Genomic DNA, 24,564 nt, shown 5'->3' with positions numbered 1-24,564 from the left:
ATGTTAAAAAATAAAAAGCCTTATCGACTTTTTACTAATAAATCTACTGCTTGTTTAACTAATGCACTTTTATCTAAATCATCGGCATCTTCTTTTGATAAACAGTCAACCAGGTTATCTGAGACGATGACACCGATTGTACGATCCACTGCGGAACGAACGGCACTAAGCTGTGTGATGACATCTTTACAGTCTTTTTCTTCTTCCATCATGCGAAGAATTCCGCGAAGTTGCCCTTCCATTCGTTTCATACGTGCTGTTACTTTTGCATCGTATTGCATAAGCTCACCTCGTTTTTCTGATTTGATACTCTCATCATAATACCCCTAGAGGTATATGTCAAACAAAAATTTTTAAGTGGGGAAATTTGACGTTCCCCCACAACTTTTTATTTAAAATTATAGGCTGTAACGATTGGCTCACGGCCTTGTTGTTGATCCGTGAAATATTCATATAAACTAATGCCTAAAAACGAACCTGAAATATTATACACCTTATCATACCCACTGTTTTCTAACGCCATTACCGCATTATAGCTACGCTGTGCAGAACGGCAATGTACGTATACGGGTTTATCTTTTGGAATTTCGCTCATACGTGTACGAACTTCACCAAGCGGAATGTTGATGGCACCTTTTAATGCGCCATTCGCAAATTCATTGACTTCACGCACATCTAAAATATAGGCACCTGCTTCCACTAGACCGCGCACTTCATTCACACGCACTTGTTTAAAACGCCCTGCCATTAAGTTTGATGCAACAAGCGCTGCCATATTCGCAACGTCTTTTGCCGTCGAGAACATTGGTGAATACGTTAATTCTAAATCTTTTAAGTCTTCTACCGTTCCATTCATCGAAATCAGTGTCGCAATGACATCAACACGCTTATCGGCATTGCCTTTACCAATCGCTTGCGCACCTAAAATGCGCCCTGTTGGCACTTCGTAAATCAATTTAAAGTGCAGTGGATTACTTGATGGCATTAACCCCACTTTATCCGGTGCAATGACATAGACAGCCTCTGTCGGAATCCCTAGTTGCTTAGCCGATCGTTCATTTAAGCCAGTTGATGCAGCGGCTAAATCAAACACTTGAATACTTGATGAACCAATGACACCACGGTTTTGGTTCGGAATGCCGTAAATATGGTCAGCAATCGCTCGGGCTTGCTTTTGCGCTGGGCCTGCAAGTGCAAGGCGCGTTTTTTTGTTCATTAAACGGTGGTACACTTCAATCGCGTCACCAACCGCATAAATATTGTGGTCACTTGTTTGATAGTTTTGGTTTACAGCAATCGCACCCGTTTCACCAATTTCTAAGCCTGCTTCAACGGCTAACTTTGTTTCAGGACGTACACCAACAGCTAAAACAACAAGATCAGCTGCTACTTGTTTACCTGATTTTAACGTAATTGATTCCGTAGTAATTTCAGCTAAGCCATCTCCTGTAATTAATTCAACACCATGATCTACCATTTCCTTATGCAAAATTTGCACCATATCTTCATCAAACGGTGTTAAAATTTGCGCGGCTGATTGTACTAGTGTCACATTTCGGCCAGCTAATCGTAAATTTTCTGCGACTTCTACTCCGATGAAGCCACCACCAATAACCGCGATACTTTGCGCGTCCTGCTCGACAATGGCATTATGTAAACGCTCGATATCCACAACATTACGTACCGTGAAAACATGCGCTAAATCCGCGCCCTCAATATTCGGAACAATTGGGCTAGCCCCAGGTGATAGCACTAACTGATCGTAGCTTTCTGTAAACTGTTCCCCTGTATGTACATCTTTAACCGTCACCGTTTTTTCCGAACGATTGATGGCAATAACTTCACTATTGACACGCGCATCAATATTATATTTTGCTTCAAATGAGTTTGGATTCATCATGACTAAACGCTTACTATCTGCGACAACGCCACTTAAATAAAACGGCAATGAACAGTTTGAAAACGACACATGCGGCCCTTTTTCAAACATTACAATTTGTGCTTGTTCATCTAAACGACGAATACGTGCTGCTGCAGATGCACCACCTGCTACGCCACCTACGATTACAATTTTCTTCATTTTCAATACCCCTCTCAAGTTTCCATGCTGACCTGTTCTAATTCTACGCCCCTTATAATATACCCCGTACGGTATATTGTCAACCGTATGATACTCAGGTAACAAGTGTATTTCATCCCCCTTTCAAATCATTGTCCGATAAGAGAAAAGCCCGTGTCATAAAACGACACGGGCTTCTTCTATTCTAGTTACACAACCTCGTGATAATATAGCGCATACAAATCATTCAACGTCACTTTCCCAAAGTTAAAGTCCGTAACATCCTTGTCAACTAAAAATGTTGTTAACTCACTTAATAAACTTGCTTCTGAATGTGGCAAATGTAGTAGCGTCATATCGTTCATCAACGTTTGCTGATTAATTAACGGATAGCTTTGCTGTAAATCCTCTTTAATTGATTCGTCTAAGTTTTTCACACGAATCGTTTTAATTTTAGCATGACTAAAGCCCTCAATAATTTCATTGGCATCAATAAGCTTGCCTTCATTAAATAAGAAAATTCGGTCCGCGTACTTTTCAAGGTTATCAAGTAAATGCGAGGCAATAATAATGAGCTTGCCCTCTGCTTTTTTCTGCATTAATAATCGCGAAATAATTTCAACATTATTCGGGTCCAGTCCATTCATCACCTCGTCCATCATCATAATTTCCGTATTGGCGACGATTTGCATCGCGAAGCATAAACGCTGACGCATCCCAAGTGAGTATGTCCCGGTCTTTTTGTTGACATAATGCCCCATATTTAACAAGCCGATTGTTTCATCAATGAGCTTTTTGTCTGAGCCCCACATTAACGCGAACATTTTTAAGTGATCTCGACCTGATAAATGGTTGTATAAGTCACTTTGATCCGGCATCATGGATACGAACTGATGGATTTTCACTTCATTTTTTTTACTAGAATATGCAAGTCCATCATGGAATGCAACTTTCCCGCTTGTTGGTACTAAATAGTTCATAATGACGTTCATTAGCGTTGATTTACCGGTTCCGTTTGGCGCAACAAGACCAATCATTTCTCCTTGATTGAACTGAATTGCAATGTCATGTAACACTTTGCGTTCGCCAAATTGCACCGTTATGTTTTGTATATCAATCATATTAGCCCTCCTATTTAATCAGTCTAAAACGCTTAGATAATGAAATGACTAGTGTTAAAACAAGTAGGATGGTTGCACTTGCTAACAATAATTTCAAACCGAGCATATCGTGTAATCCTCCAGTTGTGAAATAGTAATTTTGGTATTTCGATACAATCTTTCCGACCTGCACATACGAGGTTGGGTATTGTTCGACATCCCAGAAATAACCGACACCACGACTTGTATAAAAGCGTTCTCCAAAAATAAGTAATGCACCTACCACCATGTTCAGCATCTCTTGGCGGAATAAAATACTACTTAATAAGACTGCTGAAATGAGGACTACCATCCAAACCGCTAATAATAAGAAGCACCGGAATAAAAACATTCCCATTGACATATAAACAAATTTACCTTCTTCTTGTGCAACCATTTCATAGCCATATACAGGAACTGGTAAGTCGAAATTTCCAAAGCCAAATTGAAAGCCAATAATTATCAGCCCAACAATAACCGGGATCCACAGAAGCACACTACCAACTAACCCCACAAATACCTTTACAAATAACCGCTTCCAATCTGCAATTGGGAAACCTTTTAAAATTGATGGGTGACGTCGATCTTTCGTCACGATATCAATTGTCAGTAGTAGCGTTGCAATTAAAATAATGTATGGTAAAGGTCCTTTCAGTAAGCGTTCTAATGTTTGAAGTGCCGTTCGTTGTTCCAAAATTTCAATCGTTAAATTGTACCATACACGTTTATACGCATCATAGCGCTGAAATTGTTCAAAATAAGCATAATTAGCTTCTTCTTCAGCAAATCGTCTGTCTTCCATATAATAACGTGGATTGTAAGCTAACAAATCGTTACGATAAGTATGGATATTTGTATAAAAGTACCAATCCCTTGTTGCTACTGCATATTTACGTAAATCACCTTCATCAAGGGCTTGTAGACGTCGCTCATCATATGGGTTCAAGAAATCAAACATATTGACAGCGTACCGAACAGTATGATGATAATCATTTAAATTTTCACCAAACATCGAGTCTAAAAATTCCTCACGAGTTAAAAACCTCGCCTCAATTTCATCATAGTCTACCTTTTCTATCGGGTCATAAGCCGGCGCTAGTTTAAACGCATAAAAGATGGCCGCAAATGTCAGTAAAGCGAATACTGCAATATTTTTCTTGTTCGTAAAAAATTGCTTAAATTCAAAAACAAAATATCCCCACATAACTGTTCCCCCTTACGCCCGTTTGATTTTTCCTGTTGAGAAGAAACGCTGAATAATTATCAGCATCAACACAATACAAATGACAATCACTATAAGTCCTTGATTCATCGTAATTGATGTCGACTTTTCTAAATCAACCGGAAGCCCAGATAAAATATCATTAAAGCTCATAAAATTAAAAGGATTGTACGGGAATATACTAATTAATCTTGGGAATACTATTGGTAAAAAGAATAAAATAAAGTGGATAAACAGCGTTAAATACATATTTTTTACTAAGACGTTCAAAATAATTGACAGTAGCATGACAAAGACAGAAATAACGATCATGTAAAGAACCGCACGTCCAATGTACGAAATACTTGAAATAATTGCCGGCTCACCTAAAAATACACGCACAGGTTCAGTCATATCACCAATGCCACTATTTAAACGTGGCAACGCACATATAAAGATGAGTGCAATAAACGCGAGCACATAGCCAAATGCAAGCATACATTTCGAGATAATGTATTGATCAAAGCGTACCGGATAGCCTTTTACTATGCTCGTATGTTCAAAGTCATCGAGCAAGATGGCGCTCGTGTAAAAGCTAATAAAAATATACCACCCAAAGCCTGCGATGCTAAAGAAGTAAAGTAAAAACGGTATGTAATGTGATAAATCACTAACTCCTTGTCTTTCAGCATCTACTAGCTGTTTAAAATATAGATAGTTCAGCGTATTTTCTAGCTTTGTTGGCAATAAATCTCCCACTTTTTCATAATCCTCTAGATCAAATGCTTCTTTTCGAAGCTCCGCGATTTCGACGGATGACTGATAATACAATGGGTAATTTTCCATTGTTAATGCCGCAATTTGCAAGGCAATTGACGTGTGTTGCTTCGTTAAGTTTTTATAAAGATCGCTACCATCCCCATCTTCAGAAGCATCCTTTACCTGAAACTTTGACAGCCCTGCACGACTATTATAAAAATCACTCTTCTTTTCATCTAGCTGCTGTCCAACCTCCTGTGCCTTAACGAAAAACATCATTCCAAATACGATAACCACAACAGCTAATAGCGCAACTAAGTTCTTAAGATTCGTACGTTCAATCAACAGTCCTACTTTTAACGCTCGTAGCATATGCACCACCCTTTCTTTTTCAGTTTTCGGAAAATTGAGTACTTTATATTAGAATAATCTAATTATTCCAATTTTACAAATTATTATCATATCCTCCAGTTGTCTACGCGTTATTTCTGATTATATAGGTATAAAATGGACCAGATTTTCGAATGCTAGTATTTGAACTACAATTGAAAGGAAGATCTAAATGGGTATTTTAAGTGGAAATTTTAAAGAAGAGCCATTGCATTACGGCGAGGTTTTTACAATTTGGTCTAATGCACTTAGCAACAACGGTATGATTGCTAGCTACCAAACACTGTTAAATCACGTGGGTGATAAGGATTTGAAAAAACTTTTAGAGGATGCGATCCAAGGCTTAGAAGAAGAAAAAAAGCCACTCGAAAAAATATTAAAATATAACGGCATTTTACTACCACCTGCTCCACCTGAACGTCCTTATGCAAAATTGGAGGAAATCCCAGTTGGTGCAAGATTTCAGGACCCAGAAATTGCAGCGAAACTATCTATTGATATCGCTGCCCATTTAGTTGCTTGTAGTGGGGCGATGGGCATGTCACTGCGCGAAGATATTGCCATGATGTTTGGGCAATTCCATATGAACGCCGCGCAACTTGGGGCGAAGGTACTGAAACTAAATAAGGAAAAAGGCTGGCTTGTACCACCGCCGCTACATGTGTTTTAAAAAATAACCCCCCGAAGCACTCCGCTTCGGGGGTTTCCCATTTCACATTCGAAATGTGTTTACCTATTAATACATCTTCAAGTATTGATCGCGTTCCCACTGATGCACAGATGTGCGGAACATATCAAACTCTACTTCTTTTGCTTCTTTAAAGTTTGCGTAGATGTGCTCACCTAACGCATCGATGATTGTTTGGTCTTTTGCTAATGTTTCAAGAGCAGCGTCCAAAGAACCCGGTAAGCTATCAATGCCGCTAGCTGCGCGCTCTTCTGCGTTCATCACGTAGATGTTGCGATCCACTGGTGCTGGTGGCTCGATTGCATTTTTCACGCCATCTAAACCAGCAGCTAAAATTACAGCCATCGCTAAGTATGGGTTTGCAGATGGGTCAACTGAACGTAATTCGATACGTGTTGATAAGCCACGTGACGCCGGAATACGAATTAATGGTGAACGGTTTTGTGCTGACCATGCCACGTAGCAAGGTGCCTCATAGCCTGGTACTAAACGTTTGTAAGAGTTTACTGTTGGGTTTGTTACCGCAGTGAAACCTTGTACGTGCTTCAATACACCAGCCATGAAATGCTTCGCAGTTTGAGATAATTGTAGCTCTGAACCTTCATCCCAGAATGAGTTTTTGTCGCCTTGGAATAATGATAGGTTGAAGTGCATCCCTGAACCGTTTACACCGAATAATGGCTTCGGCATGAATGTTGCGTGTAAGCCATGTTTACGCGCAATTGTTTTCACAACTAATTTGAATGTTTGGATGTTATCACATGCTTCAATCGCGTTTGCGTATTTGAAGTCGATTTCGTGTTGGCCAGGCGCTACCTCATGGTGAGATGCTTCGACTTCAAAGCCCATTTCCTCAAGCTCTAACACGATATCACGGCGGCAGTTTTCACCTAAGTCTGTTGGTGCTAAGTCGAAGTAGCCACCATCATCGTTTAATTCTAATGTTGGATTGCCTTTTTCATCTAATTTGAATAAGAAGAATTCTGGCTCTGGCCCTAAGTTGAAGCCTGTGAAGCCTAGCTCTTCCATTTCTTTTAGTACACGTTTTAAGTTCGAACGAGGGTCCCCTTCAAATGGCGTACCATCTGGGCGAGCGATATCACAAATTAAGCGTGCCACTTTGCCTTTTTCCGCTGTCCACGGGAAGATCATGAAAGTATCTAAGTCTGGGCGTAAGTACATGTCAGATTCTTCGATACGCACGAAGCCTTCGATTGAAGAACCGTCAAACATCATTTTGTTATCTAACGCTTTTTCTAATTGGCTTACTGGAATTTCAACGTTTTTGATTGTACCTAAAATATCTGTAAATTGTAGACGGATGAATTTTACGTTTTTGTCTGCAACGATTTTTTGGATGTCCTCTTTAGTTAGCTTGCTTGCACCTTTTACCACTGTATTCGTCATACCTCAACACTCTCCTTTTTAATGGTTACTGCTCATTTTTATATTGAAAGAAACGCGATAAGTCGCCTTGACGTAGCGAAGTTTTTTTTGACGCCTGCGCCTGTTGCATTTCTTCACGTAATATAGATCGTAATTCTGCATCTGACATTTGTACCATGTCAGTACTTCTAACATAAGTATCATTTCGCATCGCAAACACCTTTTTAATGCCCGCCATATTGATGCCTTGATCTAGTAATTCTCTAATTTCTAGTAATGCATCGATATCGTCTAAAGAAAACATTCGTCTGTTTCCTTCAGACCTGGCAGGGACGATTAATTTGTGCTCTTCGTAGTAGCGAATTTGTCTAGCCGTTAATTCTGTTAATTGCATGACCATGCTTATTGGCAATAACGGCATTGCTCTTCGAAACTCTCGACTCATCAGCTCGCCTCCCTTTCTTGATTCTTACTTTAAAGCAATGTCAGTTACTTTGTCAATTCAATGTTAGAAAAACTAACATACGTTTTTTAGAACGATTTCATCTCACAATTCGAACATTTTTTACCAAATAACCACCGTACCAGACGTTAAATCAATTACAGATGTTAGATTTCCATACAAATAAGCCATTTACTGCACAACACTGTACAATAAATGACTTCTAAAAAACGACCATTTCTCTAACGATGTTATCCTCCCCTACAAAAAGAACACTTTATTTTTTATCCAAATTGTTACATCAACAATTAAATCAATAAAACATCTTGAATTACTTCCCCATTGTCCGTTAAAATTTTATATGAACTCCTAGATATTCCTAACGAGAAAAGGGAACAAAATAGCAATTAGAAATATTTAAACAGATATCCTATTATTTATCACAAATTTTAACCCGTTAAGAGCATGACAAAGAAATCAATGCATTATTCATGTATAATTATTAGTATTAGAAAGCTAGGAGGAGATTTATGGCTAAACAAAGTATTGCCAAGTCAATTGGTCAAAAATTAATCATTATTATCGGTGGTTTAATCGCCGCTTACGGTTTAGAAGCCGTTTTAATTCCAAACAACGTATCTGATGGAGGGGTTACAGGAATTAGTATCGTACTATCAAAGATCTCGCCGATTTCACTCGGGCTACTAATTGCTGTACTTAACATTCCATTTATTTATTTAGGTTATAAACAAATCGGTAAGAGCTTCGCGATTAACTCAGTAATTGGGATTGTCTCATTAGCAGTCGGCACTTCATTAATGCACCACGTCCCAACAATCATTACCGGAGATGCTTTACTTGTAACAGTAGCCGGAGGGATTATTATCGGTTTAGGTATGGGTCTGGCACTGCGTAACGGTGGTGCGTTAGATGGAATCGATATGCTTGCCGTCTTACTATCTCGTAAATTACCATTTGGAACGAGCGATTTAATCCTATTTTTAAATTTCTTCGTATTCATCGTAGTTTCTACCGTATTCGGCTTTAAAGGAGCGCTACTTTCTGCGATTGCCTACTATATCGCTTCAAAAGTAATCCACATCGTTGAAGAAGGTTTAAGTGGCTCAAAAACATTCAAAATCATTACAAGCGAGCCAATTGTAATGGTTGAAACAATTCGCGACCGCCTAGGCCGAAGCGCAACGTTCAATACCGTGCAAGGTGCGTATTCAAATCAAGAATTCAAAGAAATTACATGCGTCATTAACCGTATGGAAGAGAGCAAAATGAAAGTGATTATCCGCGAAATTGATCCGAAAGCATTCGTGACAATTTATGAAGTAATCGAAGTAAAAGGCGGTAACTTCCAAAAACGCGACGTCCATTAAGAACAAAAACGCGAACCTCGTCTTATCGAAGTTCGCGTTTTCGTTTATTTTTTTATTTGTCCTATAATATAACCAATAACCGCACCTACAATTGCAGGCACAATCCACCCTAAGCCAATTGCATACAGCGGTAAGTAATCCGCATACACCTGTGCAAGCTTCGTTAAAAAGCCTACTTCAAATGCTGGTACACTTGCCACAAGTGCATTATAGCCATCAATCACACTAATAAAGAACGTAAATAAAATCGCCCCAGCAAATACCGGCTGTTTATAGTCAAACAGCGGCCCTGCTAATGCCAAGATAATTAACACAATCGCTAATGGATATAAGAACATTAATACTGGAACTGCATACGTAATAATATTCGTTAACCCAACGTTCGCAATAGTAAACGATACGACACATAGTACAACAACAAATGCCGTATAGCTAATTTTTGGGAATACTTCATGGAAAAATTCACTACATGCCGTAATCAGCCCGATACTTGTTTTTAAACAAGCTAAGATAATAATAATCGCCAATAAAATGGCCCCGTACGAACCAAAATAATGATCTGCTACTGCTGCGAAAATTTGACCACCATTATCAAACGTTCCAATCGTTGTTACACTTGATGCCCCCATATACGCAATTAAACCGTAAATAAGCATCATTAACGCCATCGCAAAAATCCCTGATTTCCACGTCGCTTTAGCAATTTCCTTTTTATCTGTAATACCGGTACGTTTAATCGCATTAATGACGATAATCCCGAATGCCAGTGACGCCAGGGCATCCATTGTGTTATACCCCTCTTTAAAACCGGTCATAAACGCCTCGTTCACATAATTTCCCGCCGGCTCAATAAAGCTACCCATCGGCGAAAATAAACTAATCCCGATTAATAGAAATAAGAAAATTAAAAAGGCCGGTGTTAAATATTTGCCGATAATGTCCATAATTTTCGCTGGATTAAGTGAGAAATAAAACACAATCGCAAAGAACACAAAACTAAATACCGCTAGCCACATTTTCACTTGTGATGGGTCGATAAACGGTTCAAACCCAACAACAAACGGTACTGTTGCTGTACGCGGGATCGCAAAGAATGGCCCAATCGTTAAATACAGCGCTAACGCAAACACCACGCCAAATACCGGGTGTACCTTACTCGCTAAATCACGTAGTCCATTACTACCCGAAAGACCAATGGCTAAAATCCCTAAAAACGGCAAGCCAATCGCCGTCACTAAAAAGCCGATGAGCGCTAGCCAATAATTCGTTCCAGCTAACTGACCCATTTGAATCGGGAAAATTAAGTTCCCTGCACCAAAAAACATACCAAACAGCATCGTACCAATGACCGCGTATGTTGAAAATGGTATTTTTTTCTCCATTAAAACTCGCTCCTATGATGTTTTTCTAAGTTGTCGAATAAACTAAATATATCGATTTTTACAACAATAGTCATAATGATAACAGGCTACGCCATCAAAGACAATAGCAAATAGTTATTAAACACTTTTATTACTATATCATGATTCCAACAATTAAAATGCAAAATAAAAAGGCGATAGACATAAAGCAAAGTTCGCTCTGTCTATCACCGATCATCCTACTATTTAAAGTGAATATTGTTTACGTTGATTTTCAATCCATACATGCATTGTGCGGTACAGCATTGTCATCACCACGAACATCATCACACCTTTGACAATGTTAAACGGTAAAATACCTAGCACAATTGTTTCGTACATATCATATTCAAAGCCTAGTAAATATGTGTAAAGTGGTAAGAATGCCACGTAGTTTAGTGCAGCCATACCAATTGACATCACAATCGTTGAAACAACCAAGCCTGTCATTAAACCTTTTACTGAAGGGAATTTTTTATAAATGAAATACGCTGGTAAGATAAATAATACGCCCGTTGCAAAGTTTGCCATATGGCCTACTGGAATACCCTCTGGTGCGCCTGTGTAAATCCAATCTAGCACATTTTTAACAAGCTCTACTAAAATACCTGCAACCGGTCCCATCGTAATCGCCGCAATTAGTGCTGGCACATCACTGAAATCGATTTGTAAAAACACTGGGAACCAAGGTAGCGGGAAATTAAGTAACATTAATACAAATGATACCCCACTGAGCATGGCGATCGTTACGAACGAACGTAACTTTAGACTTCTTTTTTGCATAAAAATCTCTCCTCTTTGCTGATTCACTCGCAAGAAGAAAGGACGGACACCATTCATTTCACGAAAAAACCCCTATGCAAAAATTAGCATAAGGGAGAAATAGGCACACTTTAATAAGGGTCTATTCGTAGGATTTGTAGTTATACACCAATTTTCTATGCACAAAAGGCATTTCGCTTATTTGCACAAGGAAATAAATTGGTACTACAAATACAACGACATTTTCATAAAATGACGACCGTACCTTCATCTTCTCCCATCCAGACTATACTGTCGGCTTTGGAATTTCACCAAATCCTGCACACAAAAAGTGGCTCGCGGGCTGAAAAAGCTTTGATGCAACGTCCTCCAAGTGAATGGTCAGAGGTTGACACTTTTATTACCGCCGGTCGGGAATTACACCCTGCCCCGAAGATGAATCAATATGAAATTAGTTAATAAAGTTCGAAAACTTTACTACAATACCTATTATAAAACAAAAAACGGAATTGTAAAGCCCTTTGCTTACAATTCCGAGTAAAATTATTTGAATTATTAAAATATAATTACACCTCGGTGTAATTGCGTCTGGATTTGGTTTTGTGTTGGCACAAAAAACGCCTTACAAACCTTGACATCCTCCGGAGGACTAAACCTCTTTTAGCACTAGCTAAAAGAGGTTTGTTTAAAAATTATAGAATACAATATTTGCAGCAAGTGGCTTCTCTAAAGGATTTGAAAAGTCAAAGCCATTCCATGTCTCCTGCACAATTTGTTCGAATTTTATTTGTTTATCAAAACTTGCGGCTGTTAATAACATCGCTTCAATCATACGCATCGCTTGTGCTGAATCATATTGTTCTAAATCTAGTGGACTATCGAACGTAATCGTTACAAAATCATTTCCATCTTCTACGCTAAATGTGACGTTTGGTAAAATGGCCGATTGATAGATATCATTTACCTCTGTTGTCATAGTTTGAAACGCCTCTGTTACATCGCTATAGCCCATGTGAAAATTTGGACTTAAATAAAACGAGCCGTCCTGTCTTTGATAGGTAAAGTAATTATATTGTCGAGCTGTCCCTTGTAGCGTTACAGGTTCAAGCATATCGCCAATATGGTCAAAGAAGATTGTTTCTCCGTTTGCATCTTCAAGTCTTACTTCTTTATAGGCATCTCCAAATGTATCAGCTAATGCAGCCATATAATTCGCGATTGCAGCAGAACCTACATCGTACTGGTGCCCTTTAGGTAAGGTATGGATGAGCGTATCTCCTGCTTCACGCAAAGCCCCTTTAAACGGGTGAAATTCACTGAAACCGAGCACCGTTTCATCAATCGCACTTGCAAATGTTTCGTAAAGCTGTAATTTTGTCGGCTTCTCTGTCCCTACTTTTTCAGCGACAATATCATTGGGAATTAAAAAGCTCACTGGTACAATTTGCGCACCATCCGCTAACCCCATTTTAAAAAGTGTGACCCCTTCTATTTGTGAGGCGTAAACGAGCGTTTGTTGTGCAGCAGTCATCGAAAAATTGGAAGGCATAGCTCTTTCTGTTGCAGCGTCCATTGATTCTTTTTCCAACGCGCCACTCGTCGTCTCTACTTTTGCATCATCACGTGCGCTATTTTGCATCGAGATGGAGTTATTATTTAAAAACTGCGAACCAACTACGACTAAAATAAATAATGAAGCAATCGAGGCAATTAGTGGTGTCCAGCGAATGCCCTTCTTTACTACTTTTTGCTGTTGAGGTGGCTGTTCATTAAATGACCCTTCATCGATTAAACGCTGTAAGACTTCATCTTTTGTTCGATGATCGGTTACTTTAGGTGCTTGTTTGAAAAGGGTTTCTAAGGCTTCCTCATCCCACTGCTCCTTGTTCATAATGAATTCGCCTCCTTTCCATCTTGCTGCTCTAATAATTGGCGCAATTGCTTTAATGCGCGGTGCTGTGTGGTTTTCACCTTTCCCTGTGTCCATCCTAAAACTTCAGCCGTTTCCTGAATTGATAAGTCCTGTATAAAACGCATAATTACGACCATCTTTTGGTCACCGGAACACTGCTCTAACGCATCCAGCATGTGACGAAGCTGCTCATTTAGCTCGACAAACTGTTCTGGTGATGGACTTTGTGACACGAGCTGCTCTGTTTCCCAATCAAAAGCAGTAAACGCGTGCTTATCGCGCACTTGTTTTTTCCTGAAGTAATCAATCGCTACGTTTTTTGCGATTGAGAAAAGCCATGTTTTTTCGCTGCTTTTGCCTTCAAAGCGTTCATAGGATTTCAAAACGCGCACATACACCTCATGCGAAAGGTCCTCAGCAGCCGTTCGATTTTTGACTAAATAAAACAAAAAATTAAAAACATCCTGATGATACGTGTCATATAATCGATGGAAAATGGATTGTTGCACCCCATCCCACCTCCGTTTCATTAATTTGTCGTGTCAAAACAAAAAAAGTTACAATGTGTATCAATTTTACCGTAATTCTAGTAAGTATTATAGAGAGTTCTCTATTAGAAAGACACATTTTGCGCCAAATAGCGCGAAATGATGTCTTTTCTTATGTGGATTTCCTTGAAAAAGTTATAGTTTCCTATCCACTAAAAAAATTAAATTCACCATTTACATAAAAATGGTGAATTTAATCGTCTTGTCTATTTAAGCTAATGGTATGTGGAACGTAAAGGTTGTGCCTTGCTGCTCAACACTTTCCACCGTAATTTTCCCTTTATGCGCTTCTACGATATTTTTGGTAATCGCAAGGCCGAGTCCTGTACCACCCTTTGAGCGGGTACGGGCTTTATCTGCTTTATAGAAACGTTCGAATACATAGGGTAGGTCATCTTGCGGGATGCCTTGTCCTGTGTCACTTACTTGAATTTTCGCATAGCCCTGATCTTCCGTAATAGATACTGTCACCGCACCTTCTTCTGGTGTATGGCGAATGGCGTTATCGATTAAGTTCGTTAACACTTGCTCAATACGGTCCTCATCAATCGGAATGATCGTCTGTTTAGGCATCAGTGTTTCAAACTTTAACTGTACATGATTTTCCTTCGCACGTTGATCGAATTTATGCGTCATCCGGTCAATTACTGAAACGAGTGGGACATCATCTTTATACAGCGTCATATGTCCTGCTTCCATACGTGCTAGATCAAGTAAATCCGTCACTAACCGGCTCATACGCTGTGATTCATCATGAATGACACGGATCATATCATTACGCTCTTCCTCTGACTCGACAACACCGTCTAAAATCGCTTCTGAGTAGCCTTGTAGCATCGCAATTGGTGTACGCAATTCATGCGAAACATTGGCAATAAAGTCAGACTTTAATTTTTCGAGCTTTGTTTCTTCGGTTTTATCACGGATAACCGCAACCGCACCACGAATTGCCTCGCCGCTATATAGTGGGCTAATCGAAATGCTATAATACGACTTTCCGATTTCGAGCTCTTCTTCTAGCTGATCCTCAAAGCTTAGTACATGATCCAGCATATGATACACCTCTACCGGAATCGGCTTTGAGCTATCTAGACCTTTTGATACAAACCATTTTTGCAGCATACGCTCCGCTTGCGGGTTACTTACTAAAATAGTTTTATCCCGATTAAAGGTAATGACCGCATCAGACATCGACGTTAAAACGCTCGAAAGCTGCTCTTTTTCTTGGTTAATGACTTCTAAATGGTTTTTTAATTGGCGTCCCATTTGGTTAAAGGCGACCGCTAATTGGCCAATTTCATCATTTTGTTTTGTATCCAATTTTGAGTCAAAGCGCCCCTTTGCCAATTCAAACGCGTGCTCACGCATTTTACGTAATGGTAAGGTAATTTTAGAAGATAAGAAAAAAGCAAAAATGGTTGTCAAGATCAGGGCAATCGTTGCTGCGATAAAAACAATTTTTGTCGTTTGCTTACTTGTTTGATGAAGTGCATCCGGATTTTTATATATAAAGACTGCACCATGTGTTTCCGCTTCGCTCTTTAACGGGAAGCCTAGTACAATGTACGAGCTATTTTTATCTTCATCCGTATTCGATGGTAACAGGAGTTCCTTTACAATCGGCTCATTCGTGGCGTATAGCTTTTCAAATGCTTGATTCGCTATGATTCTCTGCTGGATGGCTTCTTTGTTGACCCCCTCTTGTACGGAGTAAAGTACTTCATTTGAATCTTTTGCAATCAGTACATTTGTTGTTTCTGTTAGTAGCTCAGAAATAATGGCAAATTGCTTTTCGTCTAGCTCTTCATGATCAACAATACTCACAATCGCCGCTGCCGTTTGACGCAGCGAAATTTCAGATTGCTCGTTATGGTACTTTTCTAAAAACTCTAGCATAAACACCGTGAAAATAAACAGGACAAACGAAACGAGAAGCAATATGGTTCCCCATAGCTTCCCGACAATACTTGTTGCTATTCTAATCATTTACGACCTCGAATTTGTAGCCAACGCCCCAAACCGTAACGATCATTTTCGCCGCATTTTCAGAAACGCGGTTTAGTTTCTCACGTAAGCGCTTAACATGTGTATCAACTGTACGCAAGTCCCCAAAGAAATCATAGTGCCATACTTCTTTTAATAATTGTTCACGGTCGAATACTTTATCTGGTGCTTTTGCTAGGAAGTAAAGTAACTCATACTCTTTTGGTGTTAAGTTTACTTCTGTGCCATCTGCTGTTATACGATGAGCATCATGATCGATTGTTAAGTGTGGGAATACCACTAAGTCTTTTGAAGACGATGCACTGTTTACTGGCGAGAATACCGCAGAACGACGTAAAATTGCTTTTACACGTAATACGACTTCACGAGGACTAAATGGTTTTACGATATAGTCATCCGCGCCAAGCTCGAAACCTTGTACACGGTTCGCTTCTTCACCTTTTGCCGTTAATAAAATAATTGGTGTTGTTTTCTTTTCACGTAGCTCTGCACACACTTCAAGCCCGTCTTTTTCAGGCATCATAATATCTAGTAAAATACAGTGGTAATCTTTTTCTAATGCCATTTCTAGTGCTTGTTCGCCGTTTTCAGCTTCTTCTACAAAATAACCTTCGCGTTCTAAGTACATTTTTAATAAGCGACGAATACGATCCTCGTCATCAACGATTAATACAGAAATATTTTCAGACACTGGTGTTACCCCTTTCAAAACTCTGTTTCTCATTCTATTGTACCTGTTCAAAAGGCAATTGAAAAGAAAAGCTCGACCAAACAAGGAAGAACTTTTCTAAAATTATGATATTTTGTTAATTTTATGCGTATGAATGTAATCCTGCGATTACTAGATTAACAACAACTAAATTAAAAATAATGATTAAGAAGCCAATTACCGTTAACCATGCTGTCTTTTTCCCTTCCCATCCCTTCGATAAACGAAGGTGTAAAAAGGCTGCATAGAACAACCAAGTTATCAGTGCCCATACTTCTTTCGGGTCCCAGCCCCAGAAACGGCCCCATGCTTCTTGCGCCCAAATCATCGCAAAAATCAGTGCGCCTAGTGTAAATACCGGGAAAGCGATTAACACGGCACGATAGGCAATTTCATCTAGTAATGTCGAATTGACACGCTTTACTAATGGCTGTAGCATCGTTGCCACTTTTCTGCGGAAGATTAAACGAATGATTACGTATAATACTGAACCGAAAAGGATTGACCATACAACTGTCGTTAATTTACGCGCATCGATTAATGCGGGTAATTCAACAAGTGGTGTCATTTTATCTTCTGTAAGTTCCACGTATTCATTCATTCCGAAAATAGCAGGCATTGTATACGTCGTTTTACTTGTTGCATCTAATGTATCGACATATTCAAATTCAGCTTTGTAATCCATTGCTGTAAATGTAATTGTCGCTACCATAAACCCAACGACAAGTACACAGCAGAACATAACGGTTTCTAACCAAAAGCTTTCTTTTGATTTTTTCGACATATCCACATTTTTTAGTAAATATACTAAACCGGCAACGGCACTAATCGCAAAAATCGATTGGCCAAGTGCTGCGGTAATCACGTGAATTGTTAACCAATTACTTTGTAATGATGGGACAAGCGGGCTTACTTCGCTTGGGAACATCGCAGCATAACCAATGATTAATAGTGCGATTGGTAATGCCACTACACCAAGTGCTGCCACTTTGTACATATAATAAATTACTATAAATGACAGAATAATAAACATACCAAATGCCGTTGTAAATTCAAACATATTACTTACAGGCGCATGCCCTGTGTGAATCCAACGGGTAATGAAATAACCTAGTTGTGCAACAAAACCGATGATTGTAATAATAATCGCTATTTTACCGTACTTATCGGCGCGACTTGCTGCAGTATCATTTTTTTCTTTAATGGCACCGCCAAAGAAAAACGTTCCAAATAAATAACAAAGGAATGCCACATAAAGCAAGTTACCGCTTAAATCGATTAAACTCATGAAGTTTTACCATCCTTTTCTATTTCAACATTGTCGTTATTCTCTAAATCTTGTTGATCTATATACTGTGGTAAATGGGCATGCGCCGTTAACGCATTTAAATCTTTCTTTATACCAAACCAGTTTTTATTTGTATGTGCGGCTAACCGAATCGTACCGTCTGCTAGCTGCTCCACCCAAATACGGCGGTGATTCCAGTACGAACCGATTGTCACACCAATCATGAAAATAATGCCACCTACAATTAACAGCGGTATCGTTTTATCGTAACGAACCATTAAACCTGACATATTGCGCGTTTCCACATTTGCGAACTTCATTTTATACACATTTTCACCATCCGGCTCAAGTGTATTTTGAATTGCGACAAAGCTTGTTTCGCCGTCTGGTGTTTCAGGTGTATACATTTTGAAAATAAACGCTGGGTTATTTGGTGTTTGTGTTGCTGTTTGTGGAACACCTTCTTTAAAGCCAGAAAAATCTGGATAATAACCCATTAAGCGCACTTTCGTACCATTCCCTAAATCATACTCATCTTGAGGATTGGTTAAATCAATACTTACTTGTCCAAGTGATGCTTCTGTTGATTTATTCGTTAAATCGAAAACCATTGTTTTTAATTCGTTTAAGCGATAATCCATTTGATACATCGCAAACCCTTCATGCTTTAACGGGTGGTTTACGCGGATTTCGTAGGATTTTACTTCTTCTAGATTATCTGCTTGTCCAGGTACGGCATCTTCTGCTTGTTTGTAAAGCGTGACATTAGTTTGATAGTTTTTTGCCATCGTATTAACGCCTTGCTTTAGCTGCTCGCCTTGTGGATCGTTGTCATAGGTCTCTAAAATGAATTTATCATTTTTCAAGAAATAGCCATCCACGCCTGGAATCGCACGTGTTTCGCCTTCGCGGAGCCACATCGATTCATCGACATAAACGCCTGGCAATAAATGCAGCATGACACCGATGATAAATACAATTAAGCCTACATGGTTGACATACGCACCGTAACGCGAAAAACGACCCTTTTCTGCCATGACCGCATTGTCTTCACGGCGTACGTTGTATTTTAAATCTTTTAGCTTTTGCTCGACTAATTCCATTGTCTGCGTACTTTCCTTTAGAGGGGCACCATTTGCCACAACACGCTGACGCTTCATAAAATTAATATGTCGTTTAACTCGCTGATTTTTTAATGATTTATGTAATGGAATACCGCGGTCGATACTGGCAATAATGATGGACACACCTAACATTAATACAAGTATTTGGAACCAAAGGGACGAATAAAGATCCGATAAACCTAATGCATAATAGATTTCACCGAACCAACCATAAACATCTGAATAGTACTGTTTTTTCTCCGCGTCTGTTGCGACACTAATGAAAAACTCCTGCGGTAAAATTGTACCAAGCGATGCTGCTATTAAATTAATAATGATGAGTGTAATCCCAACCTTTACACTCGAAAAGAAATTCCAAATTTTATCAATAATTGACTTGTTATAAGTTTTTGAACGGATGGCTGTTCCTTCATAACGCATATCTGCAATCTTTTTGCCTTTTTCCTCCTCCGTTAGAGGGGAACCGCATTTTTGACACAGATTTGTGCCTTCAGGATTTTCATGCCCGCATTCACAAAGTATTTTATTCATTGCGTAAAAACTCCTATTCCGGCTTTATCGATTCTAAATATTGAATGATTTCTACTTCGCTCATTTCACCTTTTTCGATTCGATCTATTGTACCGTCTGGCTTAATAAAGATCGAAGTGGGAAGTGGGCCGATGTTATAGGCAGTGAATACACTTTTCGTTTTATCGATGGCAACAGGGAACGTCATGCCCATATTCGCTACGTATTTATTTACTTCAAAATCTGACTGGGCAAAGTTAACCGCAATCATTTCGACACCTTGCTCTTTAAACACATCGTATTGACGTTCCATTGCTGGGAACTCTCGTTCACAAGGCTCACACCAGGTACCCCAAAAATTGAGGAGCACACCTTCACCCTTGTAATCCTTTAGTCGATGCTTGTCACCGTTTAAATCGACAACTTCAAAGTCCGGCGCATCTGCACCAACTGCAATGAGCTCTATTTTATCCTTCGCTACGGCGGCGTATATAGTATATCCAATGGCTAATGCTAAAATTGCTAGAATCGTACCGCGCGTAATCGAACGTTTTTTCTTTTGTTCCAAATAGGAAAACCTCCTTCCTTTTCCGCAACTGCTTTTGCCATTATAGCAAATAATTACAAGTTAGAAATTGCTTAGTTTTGAATCCTTTATGAACGTTTCCACTATCTATCTGTTGAAATCTATTTTTCCTGTTTCCGCTAATACACGTAGTAATTTTACTTCGTGCTTCGTTAACTGGCGGTATTCACCTGGAGATAAACCGACTAAATCAAGGAACGCAAAGCGCTCACGTTTTAATTTTACGACTGGTGTACCGATTGCTTCGAACATACGACGTACTTGACGATTACGACCTTCATGAATGGTAATTTCACAAATAGCTTTGCCTGCATTTTCATCATAGCTTGTCATACTTACTTTCGCTGGTGCTGTTTTACCATCTTCAAGCTTGATTCCGTTTTGTAGCTGCATTAAGCCCTGCTTTGTTGGAATCCCTTTTACACGCGCGATATATGTTTTATCGATTTTGAATTTCGGGTGAGTCATTAAGTTTGAGAACTCGCCGTCATTCGTTAATAATAACAAGCCCGTTGTATCGTAATCTAAACGACCTACTGGGAAAATACGTTGATGTACGTGCTTTTTGAAAATATCTGTTACTGTATTACGACCTTTATCATCAGTTACAGCAGAAATATAGGCACGTGGTTTATATAATAAGAAATACACTTTATCTTCTTTTTCTAATTTCACGCCTTCTACTTCGATCTCATCCGAATTAGCTACCTTCGTTCCTAATTCTTTGATCACTTTTCCGTTTACTTTAACTTTACCTTCTACAATTAATTGCTCCGCTTTACGTCGTGATGCTACGCCTGCGTATGCAATCACTTTCTGTAATCGTTCCATAAGTTCACCTCATTGATTGATATGCGCAAATAACGCGTGCTTCTCAGCGTACGCATTCACAGTTTTACGTTTTTGATTATGTCATACTTCCTGCCATTAGAAAAGGGAATTAACTTTTATCCATTACTTTACGACCTAATTGATGAGGGTTTAGCGTGCCGTTACGGTCATCAATTTCGATGCAACTAAAACGTTATCTTCATAAACCCGCCAAGCGGCACGGTCAGAATCGGGATGGCGCGATACAACAAGCAGGTGCCGAAGCTCTGGTCTATCCCCTTTTTTCAACAGGAGTTTCATCGGCCTATCGACAAACACGGAAATTCCATTTACTTTATAGGTACCTTTTTTGACGATGATTTCATGTTCAAAATGTGTTTCTACATAATTTGCCAATTCCTTGTGAATAAACCAGTCATTTCCTTCATTTAACGTGACGACAACGAAAGATTTTTGTTCCCGTTTAAAAAAAGTAGCAAGTGTGCGGCTTGCTACTTTTGTGTATCCTGTTTTCCCAGCAATTGCCCCGACCTCTTCATGCAGTAAACGATGCTTGTTTTTCCACGTCATTCCTTGCGAAAAAACTTTTGTAGAGGCAATTTTTTGAAATGCTTCATGTTGCATCGCAATTTGTAGCATTCTCGCTGTATCGTAGGCAGAAGAGAGATGTTTTTCGTGATGAAGGCCTGTTGGATTGGTGAACGTCGTTTGTTTTAATTGATAGGCCTTTGCCTTTTCGTTCATTAAATGAACAAAGCCCTCCACCGAGCCGCCGACATGCTCGGCTAGTGCAACCGCCGCATCATTGCCCGATTGCATCATTAACCCATGCACTAAATAGTCAATCGTGTAGGTTTGCCCTTGCTCCAGGTAAATCGACGAGCCTTCCACAGCAGCGGCACGACTCGAAACATACACTAAATCCGATAATTCGCTCCGCTCTAGGACAATTAAAGCTGTCCAAATTTTCGTTAAGCTCGCAATCGGTAATTGTGCGTGTTCGTTTTCTCCTAACAGTAATCGACCGTTTTCCGCATCAATGACGGCATAGCTTGCTCCAGCTGCATTTGTTTGAATAGCACTCGTACTCACTAGTAACAATACAATCATACAAACAATCCACTTCTTCAACAGGTCACTCCTTTTAGTTTTGGTTAAATGTTTCTTGGAACTTCGTTAAGAATAAATCGGTTGGTTGCTCATCATCTGTATCCACGTCTTCTGGAAGTGGTGGCAACTCTTTAATATTTTTTAGGCCAAAGTAGTTTAAAAACTCTTTTGTCGTCCCGTATAAAATCGCACGACCTGTCCCTTCTGCACGGCCCACTTCTTGTACAAGGGCACGAGACACAAGCGTTGCGATAGGGCGCTCACTTTTCACACCGCGTAAATCTTCCACCTCAGCACGTGTGATCGGTTGCTTGTAGGCAATAATGGCAAGCACTTCTAATGAAGCTGCTGTTAATACCTGATTCGTTGGGTTTTCGATTAATTTTTTCAATGTATCCGCAACGTCTGGTTTTGTTGTTAATTGGTATGTACCAGCAAGCTCTTTTAATGTAATGCCTCGCGCTTCTTCTTCATTATATTGTGAGAGTAGGTCACTTAAGCCTGCCTCAATATCCATTAGGTCTACTTCTATATATTGTGCAAGCTGCTTTGCTGTCATACCTTCATCGCCTGCTACGAATAATAATGCCTCAATTCGGCTCAACAATTTGTTCGAGTTCATCGCCAATCTCCTCTTTCTTTAGCAATACGGATAAATCGTCAAAGTTTTTTTCTTGTTCAACAAAGACGACTTGACGCTTCATCAGCTCAAGTAATGTTAAAAATGTTAAGACAAGCATTGATTTGTCTTCATATTTAAATAGCTGCGAAAACATCATTTTTCCGCCTGCTTGCTTTAATACATTTACCACGGAGCGCATTTGCTCCTTCACCGAAATTTCTTGGCGCGCAATACGTGTTGCTAACGGCTTTTTCAGTTGTTTTCGGCGCATTAACTTTTGGAACGCACTAAGCATGTCATAGACGTTGACGTTTGTATCAAACATCGTCATTTGTTCATCTGACATAAATTCCGATAAATCCGCTGGTGCTTTTGTAAATACTTGTCCACGTTCACTTTCTAGCTCTTGTAATTGCGTTGCAGCTTCTTTATATTTTTTATACTCGATTAAACGTGCAACTAATTCTTCACGCGGATCGACTTCATCAACATCGAACTCCTCGATGTCAATTTCGCCCTCGTTAATCGGGATTAACGTACGACTTTTAATAGCTAGCAGTGTTGCCGCCATCACTAAATACTCGCTTGCTTCATTTAATTCTAATGTTTGCATCGCATGAATATGATCGATATATTGCTCAGTCAGTTCAGACATCGGAATATCATAAATATCGATTTCCAAGCGGTTGATTAAGTGCAACAATAAATCCAGCGGCCCACTAAAGGCTTCTAGCTTTACTTCATAAGACATATTTTTAGTCACCTATCTTTGGATTTAAATTTTTTGCATAATGTTTCTTTATCGATGGCCTATGCATGTCCGTGCTAAGCCACGTGATCTCACCGATTCAATCATTCTACTCTCGTAAATAAAATTAAAGAGTCCAATGCTGCCGCTTGCGCTATCGCGAGGCGGCGGGTATGTTAATATAAGGATTACTTTAATAAATCCCAAAACTACTTATATATCAAAAAAGCATTATTTTTCACTTGTAATATATCTAAGTTACTTATGACAATAACAAACTAGAGTTGTACGAAGTGGAGGTTCTCCGCAACGCAGTACAACGGACTTTATGTTAAAGCACACCTTAAAAAAGTAGTTTTATTAATACATTTTTATTAAACAGCAAAAATCATTATACCATTACTTAATTAGTATATTCGAAAGGAGTTTACAATGCATCCCTTACTTCACCCACTGTTTATCGATTACCTGGCGTATTTTAATGGCAATGAAGACTATTTTGAATGCCATGAAGTGCTTGAAGAGTATTGGAAGGACATTGCGCCTGGCGAAAAGTTGCATCCACTTGTAGGCTATGTTCAACTGGCAACGGGTATGTATCATTGGCGCCGTGAAAATTTTGATGGGGCTGCGCGTATCCTGAAAAAAGCCATTGATAATTTCGAAACGAATGCCGGTTCCCCATTTTTTGAGTATATCGATTTCGCACGGCTTCTAAGAGACATGTCTACCTTGTATGCACGCATAAAGTCACACGAATCCTTTTCTCGTATTAATATTCCGCTAACGAATGCCGCGCTAAAAAAAGCAACCGAAGAAAAAATCGCGGCAACCGCGCCACTCGATCCACAATTTATTTTACACAAGCATATGCTACGCGACCGCTCTGAAGTCATTGCCGAGCGAGAACTTAGTAAACAGATCCGTGCCTTCAACCGCAAAGAAACAAAGCGCTAAA

General features: G+C 39.4%; 23 protein-coding genes and 1 riboswitch. Of the genes, 3 read left to right on the top strand and 20 right to left on the bottom strand.

The features are described 5' to 3' along the window. Positions 1–20: 20 nt before the first annotated feature. The 5 genes from NSQ62_RS05675 to NSQ62_RS05655 form a co-directional block, all read right to left on the bottom strand. Positions 21–281: a metal-sensitive transcriptional regulator gene (locus NSQ62_RS05675; RefSeq protein ID WP_341322961.1), complete on the bottom strand. Its 261-nt coding sequence runs from the start codon at positions 279–281 to the stop codon at positions 21–23. A 107-nt stretch (positions 282–388) separates the two neighbouring features. Then, complete coding sequence (locus tag NSQ62_RS05670; protein ID WP_341322960.1) at positions 389–2,080, bottom strand: FAD-dependent oxidoreductase; 1,692 nt, start codon at positions 2,078–2,080, stop codon at positions 389–391. A 188-nt stretch (positions 2,081–2,268) separates the two neighbouring features. Further along, positions 2,269–3,180, bottom strand: coding sequence for an ATP-binding cassette domain-containing protein (locus NSQ62_RS05665; protein WP_341322959.1), 912 nt, complete (start codon positions 3,178–3,180; stop codon positions 2,269–2,271). Positions 3,181–3,190: 10 nt separating this feature from the next. Beyond that, positions 3,191–4,402 carry an ABC transporter permease gene (locus NSQ62_RS05660; protein WP_341322958.1) on the bottom strand — a complete coding sequence of 404 codons (1,212 nt, stop codon included), beginning with the start codon at positions 4,400–4,402 and terminating at the stop codon, positions 3,191–3,193. Between the two features lie 12 nt (positions 4,403–4,414). Further along, complete coding sequence (locus NSQ62_RS05655; protein WP_341322957.1) at positions 4,415–5,530, bottom strand: ABC transporter; 1,116 nt, start codon at positions 5,528–5,530, stop codon at positions 4,415–4,417. A 190-nt stretch (positions 5,531–5,720) separates the two neighbouring features. Between NSQ62_RS05655 and NSQ62_RS05650 the strand changes: the two genes are divergently transcribed. Continuing rightward, positions 5,721–6,218 carry a DUF3231 family protein gene (locus tag NSQ62_RS05650; protein ID WP_341322956.1) on the top strand — a complete coding sequence of 166 codons (498 nt, stop codon included), beginning with the start codon at positions 5,721–5,723 and terminating at the stop codon, positions 6,216–6,218. A 66-nt stretch (positions 6,219–6,284) separates the two neighbouring features. Here NSQ62_RS05650 and glnA read toward each other — a convergent pair whose 3' ends face one another. Next, on the bottom strand, positions 6,285–7,643 hold the full coding sequence (gene glnA, locus NSQ62_RS05645) for a type I glutamate--ammonia ligase (RefSeq protein WP_341322955.1): 1,359 nt from the start codon (positions 7,641–7,643) through the stop codon (positions 6,285–6,287). Positions 7,644–7,668: 25 nt separating this feature from the next. After that, positions 7,669–8,067, bottom strand: a complete 399-nt coding sequence (locus tag NSQ62_RS05640) for a MerR family transcriptional regulator (protein WP_341322954.1) — start codon at positions 8,065–8,067, stop codon at positions 7,669–7,671. A 527-nt stretch (positions 8,068–8,594) separates the two neighbouring features. Here NSQ62_RS05640 and NSQ62_RS05635 point away from each other — a divergent pair. Further along, positions 8,595–9,452 (top strand): YitT family protein, encoded by an 858-nt coding sequence (locus NSQ62_RS05635; protein ID WP_341322953.1) that lies wholly within the window; start codon positions 8,595–8,597, stop codon positions 9,450–9,452. 44 nt (positions 9,453–9,496) lie between these two features. Here the strand turns inward: NSQ62_RS05635 and brnQ are convergent, their stop codons facing one another. The 13 genes from brnQ to NSQ62_RS05570 form a co-directional block, all read right to left on the bottom strand. Next, positions 9,497–10,834 carry a branched-chain amino acid transport system II carrier protein gene (gene brnQ, locus NSQ62_RS05630; RefSeq protein ID WP_341322952.1) on the bottom strand — a complete coding sequence of 446 codons (1,338 nt, stop codon included), beginning with the start codon at positions 10,832–10,834 and terminating at the stop codon, positions 9,497–9,499. A 225-nt stretch (positions 10,835–11,059) separates the two neighbouring features. After that, positions 11,060–11,635, bottom strand: a complete 576-nt coding sequence (locus NSQ62_RS05625) for an ECF transporter S component (protein WP_341322951.1) — start codon at positions 11,633–11,635, stop codon at positions 11,060–11,062. 244 nt (positions 11,636–11,879) lie between these two features. Continuing rightward, a riboswitch (FMN riboswitch) is annotated at positions 11,880–12,055 on the bottom strand. A gap of 244 nt (positions 12,056–12,299) precedes the next feature. After that, positions 12,300–13,505 carry a hypothetical protein gene (locus NSQ62_RS05620; RefSeq protein ID WP_341322950.1) on the bottom strand — a complete coding sequence of 402 codons (1,206 nt, stop codon included), beginning with the start codon at positions 13,503–13,505 and terminating at the stop codon, positions 12,300–12,302. After that, the gene (gene sigX, locus NSQ62_RS05615; RefSeq protein ID WP_341322949.1) at positions 13,502–14,035 is read right to left on the bottom strand and encodes an RNA polymerase sigma factor SigX; all 534 of its coding nucleotides are present in this window, start codon (positions 14,033–14,035) and stop codon (positions 13,502–13,504) included. Before sigX ends, NSQ62_RS05620 begins: the two co-directional genes overlap by 4 nt. A 249-nt stretch (positions 14,036–14,284) precedes the next feature. Further along, positions 14,285–16,060 (bottom strand): ATP-binding protein, encoded by a 1,776-nt coding sequence (locus NSQ62_RS05610; RefSeq protein WP_341322948.1) that lies wholly within the window; start codon positions 16,058–16,060, stop codon positions 14,285–14,287. Then, positions 16,053–16,769 carry a response regulator transcription factor gene (locus tag NSQ62_RS05605; protein WP_341322947.1) on the bottom strand — a complete coding sequence of 239 codons (717 nt, stop codon included), beginning with the start codon at positions 16,767–16,769 and terminating at the stop codon, positions 16,053–16,055. The genes NSQ62_RS05610 and NSQ62_RS05605 overlap by 8 nt, the downstream gene beginning before the upstream one ends. A 121-nt stretch (positions 16,770–16,890) precedes the next feature. Continuing rightward, positions 16,891–18,075 (bottom strand): c-type cytochrome biogenesis protein CcsB, encoded by a 1,185-nt coding sequence (gene ccsB / locus NSQ62_RS05600; protein ID WP_341322946.1) that lies wholly within the window; start codon positions 18,073–18,075, stop codon positions 16,891–16,893. After that, positions 18,072–19,730 (bottom strand): cytochrome c biogenesis protein ResB, encoded by a 1,659-nt coding sequence (locus NSQ62_RS05595; protein ID WP_341322945.1) that lies wholly within the window; start codon positions 19,728–19,730, stop codon positions 18,072–18,074. Before NSQ62_RS05595 ends, ccsB begins: the two co-directional genes overlap by 4 nt. Before the next feature lie 13 nt (positions 19,731–19,743). Beyond that, on the bottom strand, positions 19,744–20,277 hold the full coding sequence (gene resA / locus NSQ62_RS05590) for a thiol-disulfide oxidoreductase ResA (RefSeq protein ID WP_341322944.1): 534 nt from the start codon (positions 20,275–20,277) through the stop codon (positions 19,744–19,746). A gap of 105 nt (positions 20,278–20,382) precedes the next feature. Further along, positions 20,383–21,126, bottom strand: coding sequence for a pseudouridine synthase (locus NSQ62_RS05585; RefSeq protein WP_341322943.1), 744 nt, complete (start codon positions 21,124–21,126; stop codon positions 20,383–20,385). A 150-nt stretch (positions 21,127–21,276) separates the two neighbouring features. Then, complete coding sequence (locus NSQ62_RS05580; protein ID WP_341322942.1) at positions 21,277–22,257, bottom strand: D-alanyl-D-alanine carboxypeptidase family protein; 981 nt, start codon at positions 22,255–22,257, stop codon at positions 21,277–21,279. A gap of 13 nt (positions 22,258–22,270) precedes the next feature. Next, positions 22,271–22,858, bottom strand: a complete 588-nt coding sequence (gene scpB / locus NSQ62_RS05575) for an SMC-Scp complex subunit ScpB (protein WP_341322941.1) — start codon at positions 22,856–22,858, stop codon at positions 22,271–22,273. Then, positions 22,827–23,609, bottom strand: a complete 783-nt coding sequence (locus tag NSQ62_RS05570) for a segregation/condensation protein A (protein WP_341322940.1) — start codon at positions 23,607–23,609, stop codon at positions 22,827–22,829. The genes scpB and NSQ62_RS05570 overlap by 32 nt, the downstream gene beginning before the upstream one ends. Positions 23,610–24,038: 429 nt before the next feature. Here NSQ62_RS05570 and NSQ62_RS05565 point away from each other — a divergent pair, with 429 nt between their 5' ends. Next, positions 24,039–24,563 (top strand): DUF309 domain-containing protein, encoded by a 525-nt coding sequence (locus NSQ62_RS05565; protein WP_341322939.1) that lies wholly within the window; start codon positions 24,039–24,041, stop codon positions 24,561–24,563. The last annotated feature ends 1 nt before the right edge of the window (position 24,564 follow it).

The organism is Solibacillus sp. FSL H8-0523 (assembly GCF_038051985.1).
Classification (GTDB): domain Bacteria; phylum Bacillota; class Bacilli; order Bacillales_A; family Planococcaceae; genus Solibacillus.
Note: the sequence above shows the minus strand (reverse complement) of the source record. Positions and strands in the feature narration are given on the sequence as shown.